Source organism: Spongiactinospora rosea (assembly GCF_003315795.1).
Lineage (GTDB): Bacteria > Actinomycetota > Actinomycetes > Streptosporangiales > Streptosporangiaceae > Spongiactinospora > Spongiactinospora rosea.
The window spans coordinates 847,149-870,917 of record NZ_QMEY01000001.1; the positions used below are offsets into that span (position 1 = coordinate 847,149).

General features: G+C 70.6%; 27 protein-coding genes. 17 read left to right on the forward strand and 10 right to left on the reverse strand.

From position 1 onward, the window contains the following. Positions 1–27 precede the first annotated feature (27 nt). The 5 genes from DP939_RS04440 to DP939_RS04460 all read left to right on the forward strand — a co-directional run bounded on the left by DP939_RS04440 (position 28) and on the right by DP939_RS04460 (position 3,662). Positions 28–366: a TlpA family protein disulfide reductase gene (locus tag DP939_RS04440; RefSeq protein WP_225878069.1), complete on the forward strand. Its 339-nt coding sequence runs from the start codon at positions 28–30 to the stop codon at positions 364–366. Positions 367–599: 233 nt separating this feature from the next. Then, complete coding sequence (locus tag DP939_RS04445) at positions 600–1,001, forward strand: DUF4395 domain-containing protein (RefSeq protein ID WP_113979072.1); 402 nt, start codon at positions 600–602, stop codon at positions 999–1,001. A 13-nt stretch (positions 1,002–1,014) separates the two neighbouring features. Beyond that, the gene (locus tag DP939_RS04450) at positions 1,015–1,854 is read left to right on the forward strand and encodes a sulfurtransferase (RefSeq protein WP_113979075.1); all 840 of its coding nucleotides are present in this window, start codon (positions 1,015–1,017) and stop codon (positions 1,852–1,854) included. Next, complete coding sequence (locus DP939_RS04455; RefSeq protein WP_113979078.1) at positions 1,851–2,153, forward strand: DUF1416 domain-containing protein; 303 nt, start codon at positions 1,851–1,853, stop codon at positions 2,151–2,153. Before DP939_RS04450 ends, DP939_RS04455 begins: the two co-directional genes overlap by 4 nt. Positions 2,154–2,321: 168 nt before the next feature. After that, positions 2,322–3,662, forward strand: a complete 1,341-nt coding sequence (locus DP939_RS04460) for a hypothetical protein (RefSeq protein ID WP_147267865.1) — start codon at positions 2,322–2,324, stop codon at positions 3,660–3,662. Here DP939_RS04460 and DP939_RS04465 read toward each other — a convergent pair. Genes DP939_RS04465 through DP939_RS04475 form a run of 3 tightly spaced genes read right to left on the reverse strand, consistent with a single transcriptional unit; the run spans position 3,635 to position 5,844 of the window. Continuing rightward, the gene (locus DP939_RS04465; protein WP_147267866.1) at positions 3,635–4,537 is read right to left on the reverse strand and encodes a hypothetical protein; all 903 of its coding nucleotides are present in this window, start codon (positions 4,535–4,537) and stop codon (positions 3,635–3,637) included. The two genes, DP939_RS04460 and DP939_RS04465, sit on opposite strands and share 28 nt — an antisense overlap. A gap of 3 nt (positions 4,538–4,540) precedes the next feature. After that, positions 4,541–5,179 (reverse strand): hypothetical protein, encoded by a 639-nt coding sequence (locus DP939_RS04470; protein ID WP_113979086.1) that lies wholly within the window; start codon positions 5,177–5,179, stop codon positions 4,541–4,543. Beyond that, positions 5,179–5,844 carry a hypothetical protein gene (locus DP939_RS04475; RefSeq protein WP_147267867.1) on the reverse strand — a complete coding sequence of 222 codons (666 nt, stop codon included), beginning with the start codon at positions 5,842–5,844 and terminating at the stop codon, positions 5,179–5,181. Before DP939_RS04475 ends, DP939_RS04470 begins: the two co-directional genes overlap by 1 nt. Positions 5,845–6,288: 444 nt before the next feature. Here DP939_RS04475 and DP939_RS04480 point away from each other — a divergent pair, with 444 nt between their 5' ends. From DP939_RS04480 to DP939_RS04500, 6 genes are all read left to right on the forward strand, one after another. Then, the gene (locus tag DP939_RS04480; RefSeq protein WP_147267868.1) at positions 6,289–7,116 is read left to right on the forward strand and encodes a helix-turn-helix domain-containing protein; all 828 of its coding nucleotides are present in this window, start codon (positions 6,289–6,291) and stop codon (positions 7,114–7,116) included. 224 nt (positions 7,117–7,340) lie between these two features. Next, on the forward strand, positions 7,341–9,374 hold the full coding sequence (locus DP939_RS04485; protein WP_113979095.1) for a hypothetical protein: 2,034 nt from the start codon (positions 7,341–7,343) through the stop codon (positions 9,372–9,374). A 168-nt stretch (positions 9,375–9,542) separates the two neighbouring features. Beyond that, entirely contained in the window at positions 9,543–12,566 is a 3,024-nt protein-coding gene (locus DP939_RS04490; protein WP_225878037.1) for an ATP-binding protein, read from the forward strand. A 27-nt stretch (positions 12,567–12,593) separates the two neighbouring features. Beyond that, positions 12,594–12,731, forward strand: a complete 138-nt coding sequence (locus tag DP939_RS46000) for a hypothetical protein (RefSeq protein ID WP_158578457.1) — start codon at positions 12,594–12,596, stop codon at positions 12,729–12,731. 50 nt (positions 12,732–12,781) lie between these two features. Further along, entirely contained in the window at positions 12,782–14,011 is a 1,230-nt protein-coding gene (locus DP939_RS04495) for a Mur ligase family protein (RefSeq protein ID WP_113979509.1), read from the forward strand. Then, a complete protein-coding gene (locus DP939_RS04500; RefSeq protein WP_113979100.1) occupies positions 14,001–14,735 on the forward strand; it encodes a type 1 glutamine amidotransferase in 735 nt (244 codons plus the stop codon). The genes DP939_RS04495 and DP939_RS04500 overlap by 11 nt, the downstream gene beginning before the upstream one ends. A 5-nt stretch (positions 14,736–14,740) precedes the next feature. Here DP939_RS04500 and DP939_RS04505 read toward each other — a convergent pair whose 3' ends face one another. Further along, the gene (locus DP939_RS04505; RefSeq protein WP_113979103.1) at positions 14,741–15,103 is read right to left on the reverse strand and encodes a DsrE family protein; all 363 of its coding nucleotides are present in this window, start codon (positions 15,101–15,103) and stop codon (positions 14,741–14,743) included. 10 nt (positions 15,104–15,113) lie between these two features. Next, a complete protein-coding gene (locus tag DP939_RS04510; protein WP_113979106.1) occupies positions 15,114–15,863 on the reverse strand; it encodes a GIDE domain-containing protein in 750 nt (249 codons plus the stop codon). A gap of 114 nt (positions 15,864–15,977) precedes the next feature. On the opposite strand from DP939_RS04510, the gene DP939_RS04515 reads away from it, so the two are divergent. Beyond that, on the forward strand, positions 15,978–16,487 hold the full coding sequence (locus DP939_RS04515; RefSeq protein ID WP_199564926.1) for an FABP family protein: 510 nt from the start codon (positions 15,978–15,980) through the stop codon (positions 16,485–16,487). Positions 16,488–16,772: 285 nt separating this feature from the next. On the opposite strand, the gene DP939_RS04520 is transcribed toward DP939_RS04515, so the two are convergent. Further along, positions 16,773–17,111 (reverse strand): hypothetical protein, encoded by a 339-nt coding sequence (locus DP939_RS04520; RefSeq protein ID WP_113979111.1) that lies wholly within the window; start codon positions 17,109–17,111, stop codon positions 16,773–16,775. A gap of 351 nt (positions 17,112–17,462) precedes the next feature. Between DP939_RS04520 and DP939_RS04525 the strand changes: the two genes are divergently transcribed. Then, the gene (locus DP939_RS04525) at positions 17,463–17,924 is read left to right on the forward strand and encodes a hypothetical protein (protein WP_113979114.1); all 462 of its coding nucleotides are present in this window, start codon (positions 17,463–17,465) and stop codon (positions 17,922–17,924) included. A 94-nt stretch (positions 17,925–18,018) separates the two neighbouring features. Next, positions 18,019–19,443, forward strand: coding sequence for a coproporphyrinogen-III oxidase family protein (locus tag DP939_RS04530; RefSeq protein ID WP_113979116.1), 1,425 nt, complete (start codon positions 18,019–18,021; stop codon positions 19,441–19,443). 148 nt (positions 19,444–19,591) lie between these two features. Here DP939_RS04530 and DP939_RS46005 read toward each other — a convergent pair whose 3' ends face one another. Further along, positions 19,592–19,759: a hypothetical protein gene (locus tag DP939_RS46005; RefSeq protein WP_158578458.1), complete on the reverse strand. Its 168-nt coding sequence runs from the start codon at positions 19,757–19,759 to the stop codon at positions 19,592–19,594. A 28-nt stretch (positions 19,760–19,787) separates the two neighbouring features. Next, the gene (locus tag DP939_RS04535) at positions 19,788–20,642 is read right to left on the reverse strand and encodes a TetR/AcrR family transcriptional regulator (protein ID WP_225878038.1); all 855 of its coding nucleotides are present in this window, start codon (positions 20,640–20,642) and stop codon (positions 19,788–19,790) included. Positions 20,643–20,696: 54 nt separating this feature from the next. On the opposite strand from DP939_RS04535, the gene DP939_RS04540 reads away from it, so the two are divergent. Beyond that, positions 20,697–21,473, forward strand: coding sequence for a CPBP family intramembrane glutamic endopeptidase (locus DP939_RS04540; protein ID WP_113979119.1), 777 nt, complete (start codon positions 20,697–20,699; stop codon positions 21,471–21,473). On the opposite strand, the gene DP939_RS04545 is transcribed toward DP939_RS04540, so the two are convergent. Next, positions 21,433–22,005, reverse strand: coding sequence for a TetR/AcrR family transcriptional regulator (locus tag DP939_RS04545; protein ID WP_113979122.1), 573 nt, complete (start codon positions 22,003–22,005; stop codon positions 21,433–21,435). The two genes, DP939_RS04540 and DP939_RS04545, sit on opposite strands and share 41 nt — an antisense overlap. A 99-nt stretch (positions 22,006–22,104) precedes the next feature. Here DP939_RS04545 and DP939_RS04550 point away from each other — a divergent pair, with 99 nt between their 5' ends. Together DP939_RS04550 and DP939_RS04555 are read left to right on the forward strand one after the other, a co-directional pair. Next, positions 22,105–22,392, forward strand: coding sequence for an antibiotic biosynthesis monooxygenase family protein (locus DP939_RS04550; protein ID WP_113979124.1), 288 nt, complete (start codon positions 22,105–22,107; stop codon positions 22,390–22,392). A 19-nt stretch (positions 22,393–22,411) separates the two neighbouring features. Next, the gene (locus tag DP939_RS04555; protein WP_113979511.1) at positions 22,412–22,993 is read left to right on the forward strand and encodes a DUF2867 domain-containing protein; all 582 of its coding nucleotides are present in this window, start codon (positions 22,412–22,414) and stop codon (positions 22,991–22,993) included. Here DP939_RS04555 and DP939_RS04560 read toward each other — a convergent pair. Continuing rightward, positions 22,980–23,741: a class I SAM-dependent methyltransferase gene (locus DP939_RS04560; protein ID WP_113979126.1), complete on the reverse strand. Its 762-nt coding sequence runs from the start codon at positions 23,739–23,741 to the stop codon at positions 22,980–22,982. The two genes, DP939_RS04555 and DP939_RS04560, sit on opposite strands and share 14 nt — an antisense overlap. Positions 23,742–23,769 lie beyond the last annotated feature (28 nt).

Here is a 23,769-nt window from a genome sequence, read left to right on the forward strand (position 1 = left end):
TTCGCCTGGCGGCGGCGCCAGGGCCGGATGGCCGATCGGGGAGGGCCCGTGCTGACCGCCGACGACATCGGTGCGGAGCTGGGCGAGCGTGCGACGCTCGTGCAGTTCTCCACCGCGTTCTGCCAGCCGTGCCGGGCCACCAGGCGCGTCCTCGCCGAGGTGACGGCCATGGTGCCGGGCGTGCGGCACGTCGAGATCGACGCGGAGTCGCGGCTGGAACTGGTGCGGGCGCTGGGCGTGCTGCGCACGCCGACCGTGCTCGTCCTGGACGCCGCCGGGACGATCGTACGGCGGGCCGCCGGCCTGCCCAGGAAGGCCGATGTGATCGCGGCGCTGGGCCTGGCGGTGGACAACGGAAGATCGTGAAATGCCGTACCTTAGCGGGTTTCTCACATCGGCGTCTCAAAAATCGGACGGGGGATGTGACAGACGGCGTGACGGCGGGTAGTCTCATCACCGTGCTTCCGAGGACAGAACTGCTTACCAAGCGACGGGCGGTCGATTTCTGCCGCGTCACTACTGAGCTCTGTCCCGCTTCCTGACCGGGCGATCTGGCGGCGTATGCCGCACTTGTTCGACACCATCAGGAGCACCCCGCGATGCAGGTTGATCCCCGAGCCCATCGATTCTCAGCGGCGATCACTACTTCGGTTCTCGCGCTCGTCCTCGTGACGGGCAACGTCTGGCTGCTCGGCGCGCAGGCGCTGTTGTTCGCGCTGGGCGTGGCCGGAGTGTCGCCGTACCGGCCGATCTTCCAACGGCTCGTCAAGAGCCCGCCGAAGGAGCTGGAGGACGCCGCGCCGCCGAGATTCGCCCAAGCCGTGGGGTTGGTCTTCGCCATCGTGGGAATCGTCGGGTATGTCGTGCACGTCACGCCGCTGGCCGTCGGCGCGACCGCCGTCGCCCTTTTCGCCGCATTTCTCAATGCCGCTTTCGGCTTCTGCCTCGGCTGCGAGATGTATCTGATCATTCGCCGTCTGACCCCTGCCGCAACCCGATGAACCGGAGGAATTCATGAGCCGCGCCGCGTCCCTGGTGGATGCCGAGTGGGTCGAGGCCAACCTCGACACCCCTGGTGTCGTGCTCGTCGAGGTCGACGAGGACACCAGCGCCTATGACAAGGGCCACATCCGTGGCGCCGTCAAGATCGACTGGAGGAACGACCTCCAGGACCCGGTCCGCCGCGACTTCGTCGACAAGGCCGGGTTCGAGGCCCTGCTCTCGGCGCGCGGCATCGCCAACGACGACACCGTCGTCCTGTACGGCGGTAACAACAACTGGTTCGCCGCCTACGCCTACTGGTACTTCAAGCTGTACGGCCACGGCGACGTGAAGCTGCTCGACGGTGGGCGCAAGAAGTGGGAGCTCGACTCCCGCGAGCTGGTCACCGACGTGGCCGAGCGCCCGGCGACCACCTACGCCGCCCAGGAGCAGGACACCGCCATCCGCGCCTTCCGCGACGACACCGTCAACGCGATCGGCAAGCTGAACCTGGTGGACGTCCGCTCGCCCGACGAGTTCTCCGGCAAGCTGCTGGCCCCCGCCCACCTGCCGCAGGAGCAGGCGCAGCGCGGCGGGCACGTGCCGACCGCCCGGAACATCCCGTGGTCGAAGGCCGCCAACGACGACGGCACCTTCCGCTCCGACGACGAGCTGCGCAAGCTGTACGGCGAGGCGGGGGTCGACTTCGCCAAGGACACCATCGCCTACTGCCGCATCGGCGAGCGCTCGGCGCACACCTGGTTCGTGCTGCACGAGCTGCTCGAGCAGTCCAACGTCAAGAACTACGACGGATCCTGGACCGAATACGGCTCGCTCGTGGGCGTGCCGATCGAGCTTGGAGAAGCGCGATGACCTTCGCCGACGGGTGCGCCGCACCCGAACAGACCGCTGAACTTCCCGCCGGGGTCGACCTGTCGACCCAGGCCGTGATCCAGGGCGTGGTGTCCGGCGCCTCGACCGCCTACGCCCGTCTCCTCGACTCCTCCGGTGAGTTCACCGGTGAGGTCGTGGTGTCCGACGAGGGAGTGTTCCGCTTCTTCGCCGCGCCGGGTGACTGGACCGTCCGCATCATCGCGGGCGGCGGGGTCACCAAGGACATCGCCGTGCAGGCCAGGCGCGGCGAGGTGGCCAAGCTCCAGGTCGCCGTCTGACCACGGCCGCCTGAGCGCGGCCGCTTTGAACACGGCCGGGTGAGCACGGCCGTTCATCGGGGGTGCGAGCGCCGGTCCTCCTAGCTGGGGGACCGGCGCTCCGGCTTTCCGGCCCGGTCTTCATGGACCTGTCCGCATGGCCGTGACGGGATCGATACGATGCCCTGGATGTCTGGTACGTCTGGATTGGCTGCTCCGCCGCGCCCCGCCCCGCAACGAGCGAGATCGCGGGCCGTCCCCTCGCCCTACTCCCTCCCCGCCCTCACCGCGCGCCTCGCCGCGACCTGCGGCGTGGGGCTGCTGCTGTGGTACCTCACCGGACAGGTCGCCAGATACGCCCTGCTCTACCTCGGCACCGAGATCTCGCACGGCGACCACCGCGAGGTCCGCCTGGTGCTGACCATGCTGATCTTCACCGTCATCGTGGCGCTGCAGATGGTGGTCACGGTCGGCATGCTGCACACCCTGCGCGGCGCGCTGGCCGAGATCCGCGCCCGGCGCGCGGAGGGCGGCGGTGACGAGCGGTTCCTCGTGGCCTTGGACCGCGTCGCGCCCGCGTTCGCGGTCATCTACCTGACCTGGGGCTTCTTCTCCGAGGACGCGCGCGACTTCGTGGCGCTGGATGAGATGCACCGGCTCGGCGAGCCGTTCGACGCCTACTTCCAGGGCCGGGAGAGCACGGCCGGGCGGGGCCTGCTGGACCTGGACGTACGGGTCTCGCTGGGCGTCATGATCGTCGCCTGGGTGGTCCGGCTGATCTTCAGCCGCCGCTACGACAACGGGGACGGGTCCTTCTCCGGGTCCGTGGCCGCGTTCGCCGAGCTGGCCTTCGCCTTCTTCGGGCTGAACGCGACGCTGACCATCGCCAGCGAGCGCTCGGACTGGATGTACCACCGTTCGGCCGTGGCGGGCACCCGGGACATGATCGCGCAGGCGGAGGAGAAGATCCCCGGCTGGCAGGCGTTCTGGGGGTTCGTGGGCGAGGTCTGGCCGTACATCGTGGACGCCATGGTCCTGCCGCTCACCTGGCTGGCCGTCGGCATCCTGGTCTTCGGCGCGGACATCAGCGACACCAGGGCGGCGATCAGGGGCACCCGGATGGAACGCGTCGCGGGCCGCCTGGACCAGACGCACAACCTCACCAGGCAGGCCATCACCAAGATCACCGGCGGGCTCCAGGACCGCTGGATCCCGATCGCGCACGCGCTGCGGCTCACCGTGCGCGGCGGCGCGCCGCTGTTCGGCATGTTCTGCCTGTGCTACGTCGGGCTGCGGTTCGTGGTGGACCACGGCGTACGCGGGCTGCAGCACCTGATCGGCGCGACCGAGCAGTACTTCTGGCAGGTCCTCGCCTGGCCGGTGTTCCTGCTCGCCGAGCTGATCATCACCGTGCTCACCATGTGCCTGCTCGCCGCGACCTTCGACATCGCCTCCACCCGGGCGCGGGCGCTCGGCCTGGACCGCGGCGAGGCGGCCGGCGATCAGCGGTCGAACACGAACACGTCGTAGGTCTCCTGCTGCCCCTGGGCGGCCTTCCGCAGGTCGGTCTCGGCGGTGTGGCGGTAGGCGTTGGGCTTCAGGCGTACGCGCACCCGGTCGGCCACCGCCGCCGGCACGATGCCGAGCCAGGTGTAGCCGTACGGCGTGCGCAGCTTGTGCTCGGCCACGTCCGTCGGGACGTTGTCCTCGAAGTCCAGGACCTGCCAGCTTCTGCCGGCGTCGTCGGTCAGCTCGACCTCGGGCTTGGTGTCGCGCAGCGCCCCGTCCTGGTTCAGCGCGACCCTTGTGGCACTGACCTTCATCCAGGTCCGCTCGGGCGGGAGGGGCTTGGCCCCCTTCGGCGGGGGAATCCGCGCCACGGCGACCTGCCAGGAGACGTTCAGGAAGGTCAGCGGCTTGCCCGCGGGCACGGTGTGGACGACGTCCCGGTCGAAGTTCTCCACATGGACCAGGTAGCGGTCCACGGTCGGCGCCCCGAACGCGAGCACGGCGAGCGCGCCCAGCGCCGCCAGCCGCAGGCCCGTCCGCCGCGAACGGCCGGGCGGCGGGGGCGTGGAGCCGTCGCCCTGCTCCGGCCCCGGCGGCGACACCTGATGCTCCTCCCGCGCCCGCGGCGTCTCCGGCGGCGGCCCCGTCCTGCGCCGCCGCCCCCGCCGCTGCTCGCCCTCGGCCCTCCCGGGACCACCGGCCGGGCCGGGCGGCCAGGCGTGATCCCCGGAAGGCTGGACCTGTCCCGCAGGCCACTGGGTGTGGCCGGGCGGCGGAGCGGGGCGGCTTTGGGGCGGCGCGGGGGGCGGGGGATAGGGGCCCGGTGGGGGGCCGAACCAGTCGCCGGGGCCGGAGGGGCGCCGGGGGTCTTGGGGATGCTGCCGGTTGCCGTCCATGAGTCAGTTCCCGCGCGTGAGCTTGTAGGGGTGCTGCGCCCTGGCGACCAGGTCGCCCGCCGCCTTCTCGTCCAGCCCCAGATCGATCACCGCCGCCGGCGGATAGGGCTCGATCAGCACGTTCTCGCGATCCGGGGTCACCACGACGCTGCCGCCCGCGACCGCCTCCCGCGGCACCTCGAAGACGAAGACGCCCTTGACCCACCACCCGGGCTGGATCCAGGGCTCGGCCAGAGTGTGCGCCCCGCGTACCTTGTCCGTGGTCAGGAACCGGCGTCCGTCGGCGGCGGCGAACTCGGCGTCGATGTGCATGGGCTCGGCCGGCACCGTCGCGGACGCCTGGACGACCAGGAACAGCCCTTCGCCGTCCACGACCTTGTTCTTGTTCCCGTCCGGGACCTCGATGGACGTGGCCGCCGTCACCGACTCGACCTTGGCGGAGTACCGGCCGGTCGCGACCTCCTCCCGCACCGCTCCGGTCGAGGCCAGCGGGGCCGCCTTCTCCTCGGGCGTCAGCGTGAGGAACTGCAGGGTCACCGCGACGGCGGCCAGCGCGACCCCCGCCACCGTGCTCGTCACTCTGCCGCTTCCCCTGGCCGAGGCCCGCCGCCGCCCGCCGGCCTGCCGCCGCGAACCCGTCATCACGCCTCCCCGCGCTGGACCGGCAGGGTGACCTTCGCGACGACCACCGGCGCGTAGCGCTTGTCGCCCGCCTCCTCCATCACGGAGGACCACTCCGCGACCTTGGACGGGAACCGCTCCTGCATCTCGAATGAGCCCATGTGCAGCACCAGCGTCCCGGGGACCCGCGCGTCCTCGTCCAGCTCGTAGCGGACCACGACGGTGGCGGGGACCCCCGGATGGAGCTGCCTGGACTCCACGCCGCCCCGGGTCAGCACCAGGCCGGTCCCGCCCGACCCGGACTTGATCTCCGGTTCCGTCCGCAGGACGGAACCGCCGAAGAAGGAGAAGAAGGAGGACCGGCGTCCCGGCGGGGAGGGGCTGCCCACCGGCACGGTCTTCGCACCCAGGTTGGTGACCTTGAACATCAGGTCGATGAACCGTTTCTCCTCGGAGAACCTGTTGGCGGGCGGCACCGCGACGAACTTCGTCCCCAGGAACCGCGTGGCGAACTGGCCCTGGTCGAGCGTGTCGCCCGGCCCGAGCGCGGCCGGCGGCGGGTCGGGCACCCGGTCGAGTCCTCCCAGCACCGCCGTGGCCCCCATGCCCGTGGCCAGGAGGACCGCGATCACCGGTACGAGCACCGGTCGCTTCTTACGGCTGCCGCCGCCGGGAGGTGACGTCATAACAGAGCATGTTAGTGGGGCTAGTGTCCAGATTTGAGTCGAACGCCCGTTGTGCTCCAGCGGTGGCCTCGGCGTACGCCAGGTATGGCCCGGCCGTTGACGGGGATTCTGACCGTCCGAGAGGTGTCCGGGGTCACCGCATCCGGGGTGTCCGGCTCCCGCCCGGGGGCGCCGATGGGCGTCGGTCCATGTGGCCAGTGTGGGCGGGTTGCCGGACTATGGGAGCGACTCATGCTTTTATGGTGTTTAGGGACTGGTCGACCGGTGTCTCCGCTGTTGAATGGGTACAGCGCTTCCCAGATTGCCTATGGCGTCCGGGTGTGGGCTTTCTCATTTCTCATGCCCGCCGTGCCGCCGAGATGACTGCACACCGATTTTCATGGCCTAGAATTGGTTTGACCCTGCGGTCCACAGCAGATTGCCAATACTGTTGGGAGGCTGTAAGTGGGTGCCGAGTCAACCCCCGACCCGGAGTCGCCACGTGTCCGCTTCGGTGCGGAAATGCGGCGCTTGCGGCGGGAAGCGCGATGGTCACAGGCTGCGGTCGGCGCGCGCTTGGGCTGCACGCAGACCCAGGTGAGCCGTCTCGAACTGGCCTCGCGCACACCGTCGCAGTCCGACGCCGAGCGGTTAGACCAAATGTTCGGCTTAACCAAGAAACAGCACTTTACGCTGCTGTATAAGCGCATCTTCTCCCATACCGGGGGCCCTAGCTGGTTTCTGGGCTGGGTCGACGAGATCGAGCCCGCCGCCAGGGTAATTCGTTCATGGGATCCGCTGCTGATCCCGGGGCTGCTCCAGACCGAGGAGTATGCCCGATGTGTCTTCGCGCAGAGCCCGCGGATCACCGAAGAGGAGGTGGAGGCCCGGGTCCGGGCGCGATTGCGGCGGCAGCGCATCTTCGACCGGAGTGACCCGCCTTATCTGCTGGTGCTCATGGACGAGGGCGTGCTGCGCCGCCGGGTGGGCGGCCCCGAGGTCATGCGCGACCAGCTCGATCGCCTGCTGGAGGCGGCCAAGCTGCCCAACGTCTGCATCCAGGTGGTCGATCCGGGCTGCCTGGCCGGCATGCCGGGCACGTTCATGATCGCGGAGATGCCCGAGGGCGAGCCGGACGCGTCCTACACCGATTCCGCCGCAGAGGGTCGGATCTCCACCAATCGCGACATCCTTGCCTCTCTTTCCAATCGATATGAGGCGATCAGGCGCTGGGCCTACCCTGAGCACGTGTCCCTGCGCATGATCCAGGAGGTCAGGGAGGAATGGGCCTGAGGTCCCGGTTCTCACCCCGGCGAGCGGCGCTCCTTCCTCGCCGGGGCGAAGGACGCCGGTGCGGCGCTGGGGCGCGGCGGCACCCGGCGTACCGCTGAGGCGCGTGGGGACACTGGGCCAGAAGATCGCGGGGAAATCCGGCTGATTGGGCAGAACCCGGCCCCAAAGCCGACGGGGCCTTTATACGCTGTCTCGAAGGCGACGATTGGCGGCCGGAGGTCCCCGTGGCGGACGTGCATCCCGAGCACGCACAGCTCCAGGCGGACCGGATCTACCTGGGCTGGCAATACGTGCTGCTGTACCCCGACCCGGGGCCGCCGCCGAAGCGTCCCTCGCCGGGCGACGCCCCCGGCCCGCTCCCGGCCGTCGATCCCGAGTGGGTCCGCAGGGAGAAGCTTCAGGAAGACCTGCTGAACCGCCCGGTGCGGATCTTCCGCGCCTTCATGGTCATCGTCGCGCTGATGATCTTCACGCTGGGCGTCACCGAGATGCTGAGCTGGTCGTTCGCGCTGATCGGCCTGGCGGCCACCGGCGGTGTGGCGATCTTCACCAGCTACGCGATCTACCAGGGCAACCGCGCGGTACGGCACCGGGTGGCCGAGAAGCAGGCCGAACAGGACCGGCTGCGCCGCGAGCGCGAACACGAGCTGTTCCAGGCCCAGGAGGAGCACGCCCGGCGCTACCGGGAGTGGGAGGAGAAGAAACGCCGCTTCGACCAGCAGGTGTCCTGGTACGCCGTGGCCGTCCCCGACGAGATCGACCGCATCGACGTGGCGGGCGGCACGCTGCCGGGCTGGTCGGCGCTGATCACGCTGATCGGCGCGACCCGGCTCTACAGCGGCGGCCACCTGACCGTGCTCGACCTGTCCGAGGGGGCCATCGCCAAAGACCTCATCGAGCTGGCCACCCGCGGCGGTGACGACCCGCTGGTCTGGGTGCTCCCGGTGGACCTCCCCCGGCTCGACCTCGGCGCCACCCTGCCGCCCGAGGCGTTCGCCGACGTGCTCGCGCACGTCGTGAGCGTCAGCGAGGAGCACCACACCACCCGCGACCTGTCCTTCGACAACGCGATCCTGGAGCGGGTCCTTGAGGTGCTGGGCGAGAACGCCACGATCAACCAGGTCACCGCGGCCCTGCGGGCGCTGGCCCAGGTCGGCGACCCCCGCGAGGACCTCCGGCTGGGCCTGATCACCGCGACCCAGCTGGAGAAGATCGGCACGCTGTTCGGGCGCGGGGTCAGCGACCGGGTGGTCATCGAGCGGGCCTGGGCGCTGGAGGCGCAGCTACGCAAGCTGGAGACGCTGGGCAGCGAGGCCGTACGACTGCCGCCCGCGCGGCTGCGGGTGATCAGCATGGACCGCCAGGCGGGCGTGCTCGGCAACCGGGTGCTCGGCACCTACGTGGCCACCGCGCTGACCCACATCCTGCGCCAGTCGCCCGCCGCAGACCGGCCCTGGTACCACACCATCATCGTCGCGGGCGCGGACAAGCTGCGCGGCGACGTTCTCGACCGGCTGATGGACGCCTGCGAGACCTCCCGCACCGGCCTCGTGCTGACCTACCGCAGCCTGACCCCGACCGTGAAGGAACGCCTGGGCCGGGGTCACGCCGCCGTGGCGTTCATGCGGCTCGGCAACGCCGAGGACGCCCGGGTGGCCAGCGAGCACGTCGGTACCGAGCACCGGCTGGAGCTGGCCACCCTCACCGAGACGATCAGCGCCCCGGTGGACGGCCTGGACGGCGGCTACACCTCCACCGTGGTCGCCCTCGACGACGACGGCGAGGCCGGCCGCGACCCCGCCGAGCCCGACCTGCGCGAGGACATCACCGAGTCCACCGAGTGGGGCAGGGCGGCCAGCAAGGCCATCGGCGGCGAGACCGAGCGGGTGCTCCAGCGCTCCCGGGAGTTCCTGGTCGAGCCGCACCAGCTCCAGCAGCTCCCCACCACGTCGGTGATCGTCACCGACGCGACCGCCACCGGCAGGCGGGTGCGCCTGGCCGACGCCAACCCGGCGATCCTGACCTTCCCCCGCACCACCCTGGGCGAGCTGGAAGACGTCAAGGACGCCCTGCAACGGGTGCCCGAGCAGCAACAGCAGCCGCCCCCGCCGCCCGAGGGCGAGGACGGCCCGCCGCAGCCGGCCCCCGACGCCCCGGGAAACGGCCAGATGCGGGTCGAGACGCCCGTGCCGCCGCACCTGGTCCCGCCCAACCTGGGGCCGCCCCCCGCCCGGCTGGACTGGCGCCGCCGCCGCTGAACCGCTCCGGTCCGCGCCCGCCGCGGGCACCGGAGATGGCAAGGTGGTCGATGGACTACGGACCTGAATCGATGTCATGGTAGGACGCCTCGCCGCCGGTCACCCGGGGGATCGGCGGGCGGCGTGGCAGGCAGAGTCGCCGAGCGCGGGAGTCACATGCAGCCGAGCGTGCCTTCTAACGTGGGCCATCCGCTCTCCGGGCCGTGGTACCAGGTCCAGGCCATCGCCGCGCCGACGCGCAGCTCGTCGGCGGAGTGGGACTTCGTCACCGTGCTGCCCGCCGTGCTCTCGGCCGCGCAGCGCGGCCGGCCGTTCGTCATCGGATGGCTGTCGCGCGGGTCGGGCAGCCCGCTCGAACTGATCACCAACGCCGGTCCGCTCACCCCGCCGCGTCCGCCGCGCCGGGCCGCGGACGCGCCCCCCGATCCGACGCCCGCCGGGCCGCAGCCGCTGCTCTTCCCCGGCGGGGCGCGCGGGGTGCCGATCGGGCCGGAATGGCTCGACGACCTCGCCGACCTGGTCTGGACGCCGTGCCCGGGGCGGCAGGCCCCGCCGCTGGGCGGTCGCCGCGAGCCCGCGCCCGACGAGATCAAGCTGCCCACGCTGTTCGAGTCCACGCTGGTCACGCTGATGTCGCGGCCGTTCGGCTGGCTGGTGGTGGCCGAGCCGACCGACCGGCTCGACTCCGAGGTGGCCCACCTGCGCACCCAGCTCAACGTGCTGCGGCAGTACGGCGACGCCTCCGAGCGCAGCCGGTACGACGCCGAGCGGGCCGAGCGGCGGATGCAGGAGCTGGACGCCTTCCGCGAGGCCGGGCTGTGGAACGTTCGCGTGCTCGCCGGGGCGGCGAGCCCCGAGGAACTGCGCCAGATCGCGCCCGTGCTGGTCGGCTCGGTGGAGATGAGCCAGCACCCGTACCGGCTGCGCAGCGCGCCCTCCGGTGGCGCGGAGTCGGCGTACGGGCTGGCCGAGGCGCTGGCCGTCGGGGTGCAGGACCCGGCCGACGAGGCGGCGGCGCCGTTCGCCGCGACGGCGGGCGCGCTCGCGGCGCTGGCCGGGCTGCCCCGGCGCGAGGTGCCCGGCGTACGCGTGCTGGACGCCGGATACTTCGACGTGACCAGCGAGGCCGACGCCCGCGCGCCGGCCGGCGACCTGATCGACCTGGGCACGATCGTGGACGGCCAGGACCGCGCGGTGGGCGCGTTCCGGGTGCCGCTGGCCACCCTCAACCGGCACGCGTTCGTCACCGGGGCGACCGGCTCGGGCAAGTCGCAGACCGTACGCCACCTGCTCGAACAGCTCACCTCCGCGGGCATCCCGTGGCTGGCGATCGAGCCGGCCAAGTCGGAGTACGCGGCGATGGCCGGGCGGGTCGAGCACCTGGGGCAGGTGACCGTGATCAACCCGTCCGCGCCCGACACGGTGCCGCTGAGCGTCAACCCGCTCGCGCCCGAGCCGGGCTATCCGGTGCAGGCGCACATCGACATGGTCAGGGCGCTGTTCATGGCGGCGTTCGACGCCGAGGAACCGTTCCCGCAGATCATGTCGCTGGCGTTGCAGCGGGTGTACGAGGCCAACGGGTGGGACGTGGTGACCGGCGGCGGCATCCCCGGCGCGGCGGTACGGCCGGCCGTACCGACCCTCGAACAGCTCCAGGCGCACGCCATGGACGTGATCCACGAGATCGGCTACGGCCGCGAGGTGCAGGCCGACGTGGAGGGGTTCATCCGGCTGCGGCTGCGCAGCCTGCGGGTGGGTTCGGCGGGCCGCTTCTTCGAGGGCGGGCACCCCGCCGACATCGGCGGCCTGCTGCGCCGCAACGTGGTGCTGGCCATCGAGGACGTCGCCAACGACGAGGACAAGGCGTTCCTGATGGGCACGCTGATCATCCGCATCGTGGAGCACCTGCGGATGCGGGCCCGCCAGGAGCGCTCGGCCGGGCTGCGGCACGTGATCGTGATCGAGGAGGCCCACCGGCTGCTGCGGCACCGCGGCGAGGGCCGGGCCAGCACGCACGCGGTGGAACTGCTGGCCGGGATGCTGGCCGAGATCCGCGCGTACGGCGAGGGCATCGTGGTGGCCGAGCAGATCCCCACCAAGCTGGTCCCCGACGTGGTGAAGAACACCGCGCTGAAGGTGGTCCACCGGCTGCCCGCCGAGGACGACCGGCAGCTGGTCGGCGCGGCGATGAACCTCAGCGAGGAGCAGTCCAGGCAGGTGGTGTCGCTGTCGCCGGGGGTGGCCGCGGTGTTCGCCGACGGGATGGACCGGCCGCTGCGGGTGCAGGTGCCGCTGGGGGAGGGGCGGGAGCGGGCGCTGCCCGGCCCGACGCCGCCGATCGACGGGCGGCGTTCGGTCGCCTGCGGGGCGGCCTGCCGCAGTGGCAAGGCGTGCACGCTGTTCGAGCTGCGCGAGGCCGACCTGCTGGCCGACGCGCCGGAGTGGGCCTGGCTGCGGATCTGGACCGACACGCTGGTGCTCGCGTTCTGCGCCAACCGGCCGCTGCCCGGGGTGCCGCGGGTGCTCGCCGACATCTGGTCCGAGCTGCCCGAACGCCGCCGCGAGTGCCTGCTGGCCACCCTGGTGGAACGTGGCGTGGCCCGGCGGGCCTGGTCGCTGCGGACGCTCTACGACCCCGACCTGCTGACCCAGAAGGCGGCGGAGGTCGCGGTCGAACTGCTCGCCCCGCGGCCCGCCCCCGGCCCGCGGCGGCCCACCGAACGCCAGGGGCCGGAGTGGGTGATCCCGCAGGTCCGCTGGCTGCACGAGGTGGACCGGCTGTTCCCCTACGGGCATCCCGCGCCTGATCTGCGCACTCCCGCGCCGCCGATGGAGTACGCGCTGTTCGGCGCGGGGGCGTACGACCGGCCCTACCCCCAGCCGGGCCGCCCGGGCGGCGAACTGCTCGGCCACCGGGCCAAGGCGCTGCGCCACCACCCGCTGTCCATGGAGGTGGACCGCAACCGGGCGCTGGCCTACCGGGCGATCCTCGGCGACGACGAGCACGCGGTGGTGGGGCGCGACATCATGACCGTCGCCATCGGCGTGGACCCCGCGCAGCGGATCGGCCATGTGGCCCAGACGATGGCGGCGAGCTGGCTGGAGACGGTGCTGTCGTGGCCGCGCCGGTTCGTCATGCCGTTCGACGGCGATTCCGACGCGGAGGCGGAGATTTCGTTTACCGACCAGTAGCGTAGAGTGGTCGATATGCCACGAAAAGTGACATTCTTTCTGGGGGCCGTGCTGATCGCCGGGGCGCTGCTCGTCATGGGCGCCATCACGCTCACGGTCGTCCTGGCCGCGTGCATGCCGAGGTCCGTTCCGCCGTACACGCCGATCGTGCGGGTGTCCCCATGATCTCCGCCACGAGGGGCGACGGGACCGATCCGCGGCTAGGATCGGACGTCATGAGTCAGCTTCCGTTCAGGGCGCAGGTCGCCAGCGCGCTCGGCCGGACGGCCGCCACGCTGTCCCGCATGACCGGGCGCGGCGACGGTTCGGTGATCGGCGGCCGGGTCGGCCTGGTGCTGGAGCCCGACCTCCTGCGCAAGCTCGCGCAGGACCGCAAGCTGGTGCTGGTCAGCGCCACCAACGGCAAGACCACCACGACCCGGCTGATCACCTCGGCGCTGCTGGAGCTGGGTGAGGTCGCCACCAACGCGTTCGGCGCCAACATGCCCGCCGGTCACGTGTCCGCGCTGTCGCAGGCCAAGCGCGCGCCGTACGGCGTGCTGGAGGTGGACGAGAAGTACCTCCCCGACGTGCTCGACACGACGGGCGCGAGCGTGCTGTGCCTGATGAACCTCAGCCGCGACCAGATGGACCGCGCGGCCGAGATCTGGCTGCTGGCCCAGAAGTGGCGGCGGGCGGTCGCGGGCAAGCCCGTCCACGTCGTGGCCAACTGCGACGACCCGCTGGTCACCTGGGCCGCGTCCACCGCGGGCCAGGTCATCTGGGTGGCCGCGGGGCAGCGCTGGAAAGAGGACTCCTGGTGCTGTCCCGAGTGCGGCGGCCCGCTCGACCGTAAAGACGCCGACTGGGCCTGCCGGGAGTGCCGCTTCAGGCGTCCGCAGCCGCACTGGGTGCTCGACCACGACACGGCGATCGACCCGCGCGGGCAGCGCTGGCCGCTCGACATCCAGCTCCCCGGCCAGGCCAACCGCGCCAACGCGGTGATGGCGCTGGCGGTGGTGGAGATCTTCGGCGTGCCGGTGCAGCGGGCGCTGCCCAAGCTGGCCGAGGTCCGCTCGGTGGCCGGCCGGTACACCACCGTGGAGCGCGACGGCAGGCACGCCCGGCTGCTGCTGGCGAAGAACCCGGCGGGCTGGCTGGAGGCGTTCGACGTCACCGACCCCGCGCTGCCGATCATCTTGGCGGTCAACGCGCAGGGCCCCGACGGGCGCGACACCTCCTGGCTGTGGGACGTCGACTACCGCATCCTGCGCGGCCGTCCGGTGTTCGTGATCGGCGAGCGCAAGCTCGACCTCGCGCTCCGGCTGGACACGGCGGGGGTGCCGTTCCAGCTTGCCGCCGACTTCACCCAGGCGCTGGCCGCGCAGCCGCCCGGCCGGGTCGACGTGATCGCCAACTACACCGCCTTCCAGCAGATTCGGACGGAGTTCGGTCGTGCAGAATGACCCCAGGCGCACCGAGAGCGCACTTCGCATCGTCTGGATCTACCCGGACCTGCTGAGCACCTACGGCGACCAGGGCAACGTGCTGGTGCTCGAACAGCGCGCGCTGCGCCGCGGCATCCCCGTGGAGACCGTGCACGTGCGTTCGGCCGATCCCGTCCCGGAGGGCGGTGACATCTACCTGATCGGCGGCGGCGAGGACCGCCCGCAGATCCTCGGGGCCGAGCGGCTGCGCCGCGACGGCGGCCTGCACCGGGCGGTGGCCAGGGGCGCGACCGTGCTGGCCGTGTGCGCGGGCTACCAGATCATGGGCACCACGTTCGGCGGCGAGGAGGGGCAGCCGGTGGCCGGCATCGAGCTGCTGGACATCGCCAGCGGGCGGGGCAAGGCCCGGGCGGTCGGCGAGCTGGCCGCCGAGGTCGCGCCGGAGCTGGGCGGCCTGCCGATGCTGACCGGCTTTGAAAATCACATGGGGGTGACCTGGCTCGGTTCGGCCGTCCGGCCGCTGTCGCGCACGATCGTCGGCACCGGCAACGGCGACGGCACCGAGGGCTGCTACTCCGGCCGGGTCATCGGCACCTACCTGCACGGCCCGGCGCTGGCCCGCAACCCGGCGCTGGCCGACCTGCTGCTGAGCTGGGCCACCGGGCCGCTGGCCCCGCTCGACGACACCTGGTACGACCGGCTCCGCCAGGAGCGGCTGGCCGCCGTACTGCCCAACCAGTAGGCCCGTCAGTAGACGAGGGCCTGCGCGCCCTCAGAGACGATCTCCTCGACGAACGCCGGGGCCCCCGCGATGCGGACGCCCTTGATCACGTCGTCCACGGTGATGTCGCGGCGGGCCGCGCACTGCGTGCAGAGGGTCACCTGCCCGGCGGCGAGCACGGCGTCCAGGAGGTCCTGCAGCGGGGCGGCGTGGGCCAGCTTGAACTCCGCGGCCCGGCCGGGCAGCGCGAACCACGACGCCTCGCCGGTCAGCCACAGCGAGACCGGGACGCCGCTCGCCAGCGCCGCCGCCGCCACCGTGAACGCCTGGTTGCAACGCTCGGGGGCGTCGGCTCCGGCGGTCACCTTGATCACCAGTGAACGTGCCATGCCGGAAAGCCTATTCCGACGGCGCCATGATCCACCAGACGGCCGTGCCGATCAGCAACAGCGCCCCGCCCGCCGAGGTCAGCGCCGCGGTCAGCCGGGAGCGGGTGCGCAGCTCGGCCTCGCTGCTGGTGGAGATGATGAACGGCGGGGCCGCCGGGGCGCAGATCGACGGCACGCCGTCCACCTGCCTGGCCGCGCCGAGGGCGTACACGGGGTCGCCCTCGCGCAGCACCCACTCCTGGAAGCGGTTGCCCTGGGTCGAGCCCTCGCCCCTGCCCAGCATCACGCCCAGCGCGCTCGCCCGGTCCCCGATCGGCCCGTGAGAGCCCTCGTAGACGTTGATCGTCCTGGTCGCGCCGTCGGGACGCTTGTCGCCCGGGTGCAGCGGCACCCGGCCGCTCACGTCGCTGACCGCGAAGGGCGTGCCGGACTGGGAGTCGAAGATCTCCTCTTCCTTGGTGACCCGCTTCCTGCCGCCGTCCTTCTGCCGCTGCCACTCGGTGTACCGGCGGGTGACCCTGATCCGGTGCCACACGCACGGCGTGCCGGTGAACGGCGAGCGCAGCGGCCCCGCCGGGCCGGGCGCCGCCGTGCCCTGCACCTCGACGACGACCTCGCGGCCCGGATCGATCAACGAGCCCACGTCTCCGGCCCCGATGGTCGGGGTCTTGGCCATCACCTGCTGCCGGTACCGCTCGTACAGGGCCCAGCCGATCAGGGCGAGCCCGGCGAGGATGAACGCGATGCGGTAGATCAGCATCGACGGGTCCCGGGGAGATTGGCGGTATGTGGTGACATGGCTGACCAATTTAGAGGCATTGGCCGGGCCGTGCCCGCACACTCCGGGTCCCGTGTGGCTCTAGGCTCCTGTTCTATGGGCCTACCTGACATGCATGCCGACCTCGAACCGCTCGCCTTCCTGCTCGGCCGGTGGGAGGGCGCGGGGGTCGGCGGATACCCGACGATGGAGAGCATCCGGTTCGGCCAGGAGATCGTCTTCGGGCACAACGGCAAGCCGTTCCTGAGCTATGTGAGCCGTACCTGGCTGCTGGACGACGAGGGCGGGCGCGTACGCCCGCTGGCCACCGAGTCCGGCTACTGGCGCGCGCAGCCGGAGCGCCAGGTCGAGGTGATGCTCGCGCACCCCACCGGGATCGTGGAGATCTACCTCGGCGAGGTGGTGTTCAACAAGGTCGAGATGGCCACGGACGTGGTGGCGCGGACCGGCACGGCGAAGGAGTACGCGGCGGGCCGCCGGCTGTACGGGCTGGTGAACGGCAACCTGATGTGGGCCTATGAGATGGCCGCGATGGGCCACGGGATCCAGCCGCACATGTCGGCCGAGCTGAAGAAGGTGGCGGAGTTCACCGGCGAGGAGTCCTGACCGCCCGGCGTACGGGCAGAAAAGAACCCCGGGCGTGCTCCACCCGCCTTGCGGCGGATGGGCCGGATGGACCAACAGGCGCGAAGCGCCTTCCGGCTGCCCGGGGTTCCGGTGGTTGCCTTGTAGTCGCCGGACGTCGCCAGACGCCCGGACCTAGGTCCGGAGTCGGCGAGTCCTAACGGACAGCCACCTCGCTAGCCCAATAATGATCAACCATTGTCTGGACCACCTCCTTTCCGCGTGCTTGCACCATATGTCCAGCCCGCAAACCACGGCAAACCCTTTTTAACCGGACACCCCGCAGGCCCATCCCACCCCCGCTGACCAGGCCGATGGAAGCAGAATGAAACACCGCGCCAAACGACACGCCTCCTGCCGCCCTGCCCGCTTCTTGCCCTGCGCCGGCGTGAGAACCCGTTCCGCAGTCTCGTCCAGCACGGCCTGACGCAACTGCATGTACAGGCCCGGGGCGATCTGCGTCTTCGAGCGCCCCAGCCCGACCGAGGCCACCTTGATGTCCGGCCCGGCCTCCGACATCAACGTGGCCGCCGTGTGCCGCCCCTCACGTAGCTTGATCACCGGCAGGCCGGCCTCGCGGGCCGTCGCCTCGAACCCCTCCGTCATCCGTTCCGGGTTCCACGGCCGTCCGGCCGGGTGTGGATCAGATCGTTGTTTGGGTACTCCTCCCCGGCGGCCAGCGGATGATCTGGTCATCGTGGCGTTGACTCTTGTTCTGCGCCGGAGTTCGGCGTAGCCGGGATCGGCGGGCCGGCCGCCCATCATGCGTGTCCCCCTCGCGAAAGACGCCGTAGGAGACGAAGACGCCGCAGGTCTCCAGCAGCGTGCCACCTCCATCATGACCACTCTGGGTAATAGATTTACCACTTAGTGACTTTATGTGTCATATAGGCAGGACATGTTGACTATGCCGGAGCGGGGTCGGCCACAGGACTTTAAAGAGCGGAGAGCGTCTTCATGAGCACTGAAACAGGCGAGACGAATATAGCGAGAGCGCTCGAAGGGCGATGGTACAACGTCTATACCGAAGTTGACGGGGAGCCCGTCGACCAGGCGGACAGCATCATCGAGATGCGGGGCAACGAGTTCACGATCGAACAAGATGGAAATGTGACGTATCGTGGTACCTACAGGGTGGGCCCGGCGTTCGAGGGAAATCGATCGCAGTATCACATCACCCTCATCTACAGCGAGAGCATAAATCCGCTCTTCCTCGGAGGTCCCCGCCCCGGGCTGTTCCAGATATGCGGCGAGACCCTTACCACGGTGTTCGCAGGCGTAGGACAGCAAGCGCCCCGCCAGTTCATAACCCACCGTGGCAGCGAGTCGGTACTGACGCGCTACCGACTGGAGGGGGCCAAGCGCCTCAACCCCCGCGAGCGTGGAGTCACGCTGTTCGGAGGCAACTCCATATGGTGACTGCGGCATCGGCGTGAGCCGGTCGCGAAGGAGTAGGACTCTTCTCAGGGGTGGCCGGATATCCGCCACCCCTCGACTCTATCAGGGCGGCGGTATGTTCGACCTGCGAATTTTGCGGGACCAGCCGACGATCAAGTTCGATCGGCAGCTCCCCGTATTCAACTGGCCTCATCCATTCAGCCGGCTGGAGAGCTGCGTCGACGATGGCCGGCATATTTATGCGGATCGCCATGAGGCTCTGGTGCGCAGAAGGGCGGTCTATCTGCATGTACCGTTCTGCGAGACGATATGCAACTTCTGCCCGTTCGGGCGGGAGAGGTACACCTCAGCGGCCACGGTCGAGAAGTACGTCGATGCGCTCGTCCAGGAGATCTCCCTCAAGCAGCGGTTCATCGGGCGCTGCGAGGTCGACGCCATCGCCGTCGGCGGCGGGACACCGTCACTGCTCGCTCCCGACCAGATAGCGCGCATCGGCACCGCCCTCGCGCAGGCGTTCGACCTGGGAAGGCTGCGGGAGTTCACCTTCGAAGCCGAGGTCAAAAGCGTATCGCAGCAGAAACTCCAGGCGATGCGCGACATCGGCGTCAACCGGGTCAGCTTCGGAGTGCAAACCTTTTCGGACCGTTACCGTGAGTTGTTCTCGCTGGACGCGCACGCCCGGCAGGTCAGGGCGGCGGCCGCGATGATAACGAGCATGTTCGACCACACGAATGCGGATCTGCTGTACGGCATGGCCGGGCAGGAACTCGGCGAACTGGATGACGACATCGCGGCGATCACCGAACTCGGGACCACCACCCTCGACGTGTATCCGATAAACAATCTGTCCGCGACCTCGGCGATGCATCGGGCCATAAGACGTGCCGGTCTGGGCTACCTGCCGGAGGCCGCCCGGGTGCGCTTTCGAATGCATGCGGAGGAGAGGCTCAGGGGACTCGGATACTCGCCGATCAGTGGCTACGGATTCGCGCGCACCGACAGCCGCGCCGACGTCGCAGGGCCGGTCCAAGAGACCCCGACATTTCTCTACCACGATCTGGTTTATGGTCACGAAGACGACGAGATCATCGGATACGGCTCCTCGGCCATGAGTAGAAGTCCCGGCGTCAGCCTGTGCAACATCGACAACAGGCGGGCGTACGTCGAGACCGTCATCGGCAAGAAATCATTGCCACATGACCGCATCGGGAGGTGCAGGTCTCCTGAGCGAGGTGTGGTCACCTTTCCGTTTCGTGGAGAACTGGACAAGGCGAGGGTGCCCTGGCATCAGGTGCCCGACGAGACCCTGAACGCCCTCCGAGAGGCCATCGACGCGGACCTGGTGACCGATGAAGGCGAGCGATACGTGCTCACCAGGCACGGCTGGCTGTTCTATGTGAACTTGATGTTCCATCTGATGCCGGCCTCGGGAAAGCAATTGATATCCCAGAAAATGGAGGAGATGGAACACGGCGGCCGGCTCACGGGAATCACGGACCTGACGAATCTCATGGTCCCGACGGAGGTCGCGACGCGCTGATCCTGGACGGTAGCCGCCACCGTTGCGTGCCGCCCACGTCTGGGTCACCACGACGTCCTCGCTCTTGATCGCCGATCGTCCCACCTGATTTCTGTCCGGCGCTGTCAGTCGGCGGCCGGTCCGGATCGTGCGAAGCCGGGCCGCTGAATCAGCCGAACCGGTACTGGCCGTGGGGGACGGCCCGGCGCCTTACGGCCTCGAACGCCTCGCCACAGAGCTTGATCACGTCCGGTAGCACCTCCCCGTCGAACAGCCAGAAGTAATTGCCCGGCAGCGCGAGGCCGGTGCCCCGCCTGCCAGGCGTCGCGTCCCGCATTTCCAGGCGCAGCGGCCGGAACCGGGCATCAGGAGCGGTCGATCCGGGCGGTTCGCAGAGCGGCTGCGACCGAGCGCTCGTGCTCGTCGCTCCACCGCACATCGGGGTCGGCTTCTAGCGCTCCGACCACCATGGACGCGATCGCCAGGGCCGGTTCGGACCATTCGGCGGGCTCGGGGGCGCCGAACGGGTTGGCCTGGAACCGGCGGGTGACGATCTCCGGGTTGCTGGGGGCCATCAGGAGGAGTCCGCGCAGTGCGGCGATGGCCTGGCGGGCCAGCGTCTCGAAGGTGATGCCGGCTCGTGGCCGCAGGCCGATCAGCTGGGCCAGCCGGGTGTAGGCGGTCGCCACGTCGGCCACCATCGCGCGTTCCGACTCGATGAGCGATCGATGGACCTCGGCCCTCAGGTCGCCGTCGGGCAGGCCGCGGAAGGTGGCCTGCAGCGCGAGATAGGTCTGCCAGGCCGATGAGCCGTGGAACGCCTCGAACTCACCGAGCGCGGCCCTCCTCAGAACCTCCGCGGCCAGTGCGGGGCGCAGCGCCGGCGTACGGGCCCAGGCGAGCGTGGCGAGCAGGGTGCGGGCCGCGGCCGGGAGCGCGCCGGGATTGGCGTCGATGATGGCGGGGCCGGCTCCTTTGGCGAGTTCGCGGAGCAGGTCGCTGAAGAACAGGTCCTTGTACGGCCAGCGGCGGTAGACCGCGCTGCGGGCGACGCCGGCGTCACTGATGATCTTCTCGAAGCTGATGTGCTCCAGGCTCACCGTCATCCCGGATTCCTCGACCGCGGCGATCGCGGCGGCGAGCATCCGTCGCGCGGTCTCTTCGTCCGACAGGCGCTTTCGCCGCCGCGCCAGACCGCTCTCCGGTGTCTCTCGTGTCACCCTGCCACTATATGGTACTTGGGATATCATGTCGCAAATAGGGATTGATGAAGCTTGTTCCAGACCGGACACCCCATACGCTTCCTGATCCTGGTCGCCGGCCTGTCGGTGCCGTTCTACGTGCTGGGGGCCGTATCTCCCGTCGTCCGGGTCGGCGCGATCGCGTTGCCCGCGAGCGCGGCCATGTTCGTGCTCCCGGCGCTGGCCGCCGTGATCCTCACCTGCCGTGACGGCGGCCGGGCCGCCGTCACGGCCTTCCTGGCGCGCGTCATCGACCGCCCCCCGGGACGGGCCCGCTGGTACGTCGCCGCGACCCTGCTGCCCGCCGCCATCGGTACGCTCACGTGGACCTTCGGCCGGCTCGCGGGCGACATCGGCTCGGTGCTCCCGGAGTCGCTCGTGGCCTTGCCGCTGATCCTCGCCGCGGCGCTGGTGGCCGCCGCGTGCGAGGAACTGGGCTGGACCGGCTACGCCACCGACCCGCTGCAATGCCGTTACGGCACGGCCGGGGCCGGACTCCTACTCGGGGTCTTCTGGGCCGTGTGGCATCTGGTCCCCCTGCTGCAGGCCGGTCGCGGCGCGGCCTGGATCGGCGGCTGGTTCCTGGGCACGGTCGCGGCCCGGATGATCCTCGTCGGCCTGCGCAACGCCACCGCAGGAGTGTCGGCGGCGATCCTGATGCACGCCATGCTCAACGTCACCGCCGCCTACACCCCCGGCTACGACGAGCCCGTCGCCCCGCTGCTGTCCGCCCTGCTCACCGTCGTGGCCGCCGCGGGCGTGATGCGGCTCAGGTCGTGCCGGGCCGGTGGCGAGGGTCGTCGAGGATGATCGCGGCGGCGCGGGCGCGGACCTGGGCGGGGGAGCGGCCGTCGTGTTCCGCGGCCAGGAAGTGGTGGCCGATGGCCAGGCAGAAGGCGAGCAGGCTGCGGGCCTCCACCTCGTCGGGGTCGGTGCAGAAGGTGGCGATCTGTTCGCGCAGCAGGGCGATGCGCCGGTTGTCCACACGGCGCAGGCGCTCGGCGACGGCGGCATCGCGGCGGGCCCAGTCCCGTACCGCCAGATCGACCGGCAGCAGCCGCTCGGAGAGCGTGAGCAGGCCGGCCAGCCGGACCTTGGCCCGGGCGTCGCCGCCCTCGCGTTCGACCCGCTCGACGACCTCGTCGACGCTCTCCCGCTCCCAGGTGTCGAGCATCGCCGCGAGGAGCGCGTTGCGGTCGCTGAAGTAGCCGTAGAAGCCGCCCTTGGTCACCCCCAGCGCCTTGGCCAGCACCTCCACCCGGACCGCGTCCACACCGGACGCGGCCAGCACCCGCAGCCCCTCGTCGATCCACTTCTCGCGCGGTGTGCGCAGTGCGCCCATGTGCGGCTCACCTCACCCTCTCCCCTTGGTTGTACGTAGCCGTACAACGGGTCTATGGTTGCATTATACGGCACCGTATAACTCAAGGAGGACGCCGTCATGTCGTTCGGCTTCGTGGCCTTCCACTACCCCGCCCCCGAGCACGTCGAGGAGTTCGTCGCCCGCTGCCACCAGGTCGCCGAGCTGTCGCGGTCCCAGCCGGGCCACCTGTCCACCGAGGTCTGGGTCACCCCGGACCAGGAGGCCGTCGTCACCACCGGCTCGTTCGCCTCCGAGGAGGCGTTCCGAGCGGCGGCCGAGGGCGCCCGCGAACTGGGCGCGACGCCCGACGGCCTGAGCGAGCTCGAGGTCCGGCCCCGCCAGGTCCACTGGCTCGTGTCGCGGTGACGGGGCGGAGGACATGTCGATGCGGCTCCCCGTCGCCGAGCACACCTCGCGACCGTGGCGGATCCACGAGATCACACCGGACTTCCGCGTCGAGGACGTGTGGGCCTTCCGCACGCCCGGCGCCGGTCCGGACGACTTCCCCGCGATGCTGGCCGCGCTGCGTGCCCGTACCGCGCCGAAGTACCAGAGCCGGCCGGTCAGGTTCCTGTTCGCGGTCCGCTGGAAGGTCGGCGCGCTGCTCGGCTGGGACGAGCCCGGCGCGGGCCTCGGCGGGCGGGTCGGCACCCTGTGCGACCGCCTGCCGGACGACCTGCGCCGGGCCCCCGGCGTGAAGGACCCCAACTTCCCGTTCACCCCGGTCTATGAGCTCGCCGACGAGTCCGCCCAGGAACTGGCCAACAAGACCGTCCACACCATCTGTCACCTGGGCTGGGTGCCGAACGGGGCCGGTGGACACGAGCTGCGCATGGCGGCCCTGGTCAAGCCGAACGGCCTGTTCGGCACGGTCTACATGGCCTGCATCAAGCCGTTCCGCCACCTCATCGTCTATCCGGCCATGACCCGCCGCTGGGAACACGCCTGGCGGGTCAGGCGGGCTTGACCGCCTCGACCAGGACCCTGGTGGAGTGGGCGACGAACGGGCCTTCCCGTTCGATCAGATCGTGCAGGTCGCGCAGCCGGTCGCGGTGACGCTCGACGGTGAAGCCGGGGACGATCCAGATCACCTTGCGCAGGAAGTAGACGATCGTGCCGATGTCGGTGAACTCCATCCGCAGCCGCTCCGGGCGCAGGCCGACGACCTCCAGGCCGGCCGCGCGGGCGTCGGCGGACTCGATGTCGGGGTGGCGGGTGCGCCTGACCTCCTCCGGCTGTGGCCCGAGGAAGAACTCCGTCAGCTCGAACACGCTGGCCGGGCCGACGTGCTGGGCGAAGTAGGTGCCGCCGGGGCGGAGCACCCGGGTGATCTCCGCCCACCACACGGTGGCCGGATGGCGGCTGGTCACCAGGTCGAACGCGGCGTCGCCGAACGGCAGCGGCGGCTCGTCGGGGGTCGCGACGACCACCACACCCCGGGGGTGGAGCAACGCGGTGGCCTTGGCGACGTTGGGCGGCCATGACTCGGTGACGGCCATGGTCGGCGGCAGCTTCCCGGCCCCGGCCAGCACCTCGCCCCCGCCGGTCTGGATGTCGAGCGCGGCGCCGGCCTTGGCGAGCCGCGCGCTCATCAGCCGCTGGTAGCCCCAGGAGGGGCGCTCCTCGGTGGCCCGGCCCGCGAGCCAGGAGAAGTCCCACCCCGCGACGGGGGCCGCCTCGGCCTCGGCCACCAACTCGTCAAAGCCGCGTCCCATCCCCCCATGCTCTCAGGGGAGGAGCGGG

Bases quoted from the DNA above. Each gene is read 5' to 3' on its own strand.
- DP939_RS04555 (WP_113979511.1), top strand. From the start codon at position 22,412: ATGCGGCTCCCCGTCGCCGAGCACACCTCGCGACCGTGGCGGATCCAC.
- DP939_RS04495 (WP_113979509.1), top strand. From the start codon at position 12,782: ATGAGTCAGCTTCCGTTCAGGGCGCAGGTCGCCAGCGCGCTCGGCCGG.
- DP939_RS04545 (WP_113979122.1), bottom strand. From the start codon at position 22,005: ATGGGCGCACTGCGCACACCGCGCGAGAAGTGGATCGACGAGGGGCTG.
- DP939_RS04530 (WP_113979116.1), top strand. From the start codon at position 18,019: ATGTTCGACCTGCGAATTTTGCGGGACCAGCCGACGATCAAGTTCGAT.
- DP939_RS04550 (WP_113979124.1), top strand. From the start codon at position 22,105: ATGTCGTTCGGCTTCGTGGCCTTCCACTACCCCGCCCCCGAGCACGTC.
- DP939_RS04445 (WP_113979072.1), top strand. From the start codon at position 600: ATGCAGGTTGATCCCCGAGCCCATCGATTCTCAGCGGCGATCACTACT.
- DP939_RS04525 (WP_113979114.1), top strand. From the start codon at position 17,463: ATGAGCACTGAAACAGGCGAGACGAATATAGCGAGAGCGCTCGAAGGG.
- DP939_RS46005 (WP_158578458.1), bottom strand. From the start codon at position 19,759: ATGCGGGACGCGACGCCTGGCAGGCGGGGCACCGGCCTCGCGCTGCCG.
- DP939_RS04510 (WP_113979106.1), bottom strand. From the start codon at position 15,863: ATGCTGATCTACCGCATCGCGTTCATCCTCGCCGGGCTCGCCCTGATC.
- DP939_RS04520 (WP_113979111.1), bottom strand. From the start codon at position 17,111: ATGACGGAGGGGTTCGAGGCGACGGCCCGCGAGGCCGGCCTGCCGGTG.
- DP939_RS04460 (WP_147267865.1), top strand. From the start codon at position 2,322: ATGTCTGGTACGTCTGGATTGGCTGCTCCGCCGCGCCCCGCCCCGCAA.
- DP939_RS04505 (WP_113979103.1), bottom strand. From the start codon at position 15,103: ATGGCACGTTCACTGGTGATCAAGGTGACCGCCGGAGCCGACGCCCCC.
- DP939_RS04465 (WP_147267866.1), bottom strand. From the start codon at position 4,537: ATGGACGGCAACCGGCAGCATCCCCAAGACCCCCGGCGCCCCTCCGGC.
- DP939_RS04450 (WP_113979075.1), top strand. From the start codon at position 1,015: ATGAGCCGCGCCGCGTCCCTGGTGGATGCCGAGTGGGTCGAGGCCAAC.
- DP939_RS04560 (WP_113979126.1), bottom strand. From the start codon at position 23,741: ATGGGACGCGGCTTTGACGAGTTGGTGGCCGAGGCCGAGGCGGCCCCC.
- DP939_RS04470 (WP_113979086.1), bottom strand. From the start codon at position 5,179: ATGACGGGTTCGCGGCGGCAGGCCGGCGGGCGGCGGCGGGCCTCGGCC.
- DP939_RS04475 (WP_147267867.1), bottom strand. From the start codon at position 5,844: ATGACGTCACCTCCCGGCGGCGGCAGCCGTAAGAAGCGACCGGTGCTC.
- DP939_RS04440 (WP_225878069.1), top strand. From the start codon at position 28: ATGGCCGATCGGGGAGGGCCCGTGCTGACCGCCGACGACATCGGTGCG.
- DP939_RS04515 (WP_199564926.1), top strand. From the start codon at position 15,978: ATGGGCCTACCTGACATGCATGCCGACCTCGAACCGCTCGCCTTCCTG.
- DP939_RS04455 (WP_113979078.1), top strand. From the start codon at position 1,851: ATGACCTTCGCCGACGGGTGCGCCGCACCCGAACAGACCGCTGAACTT.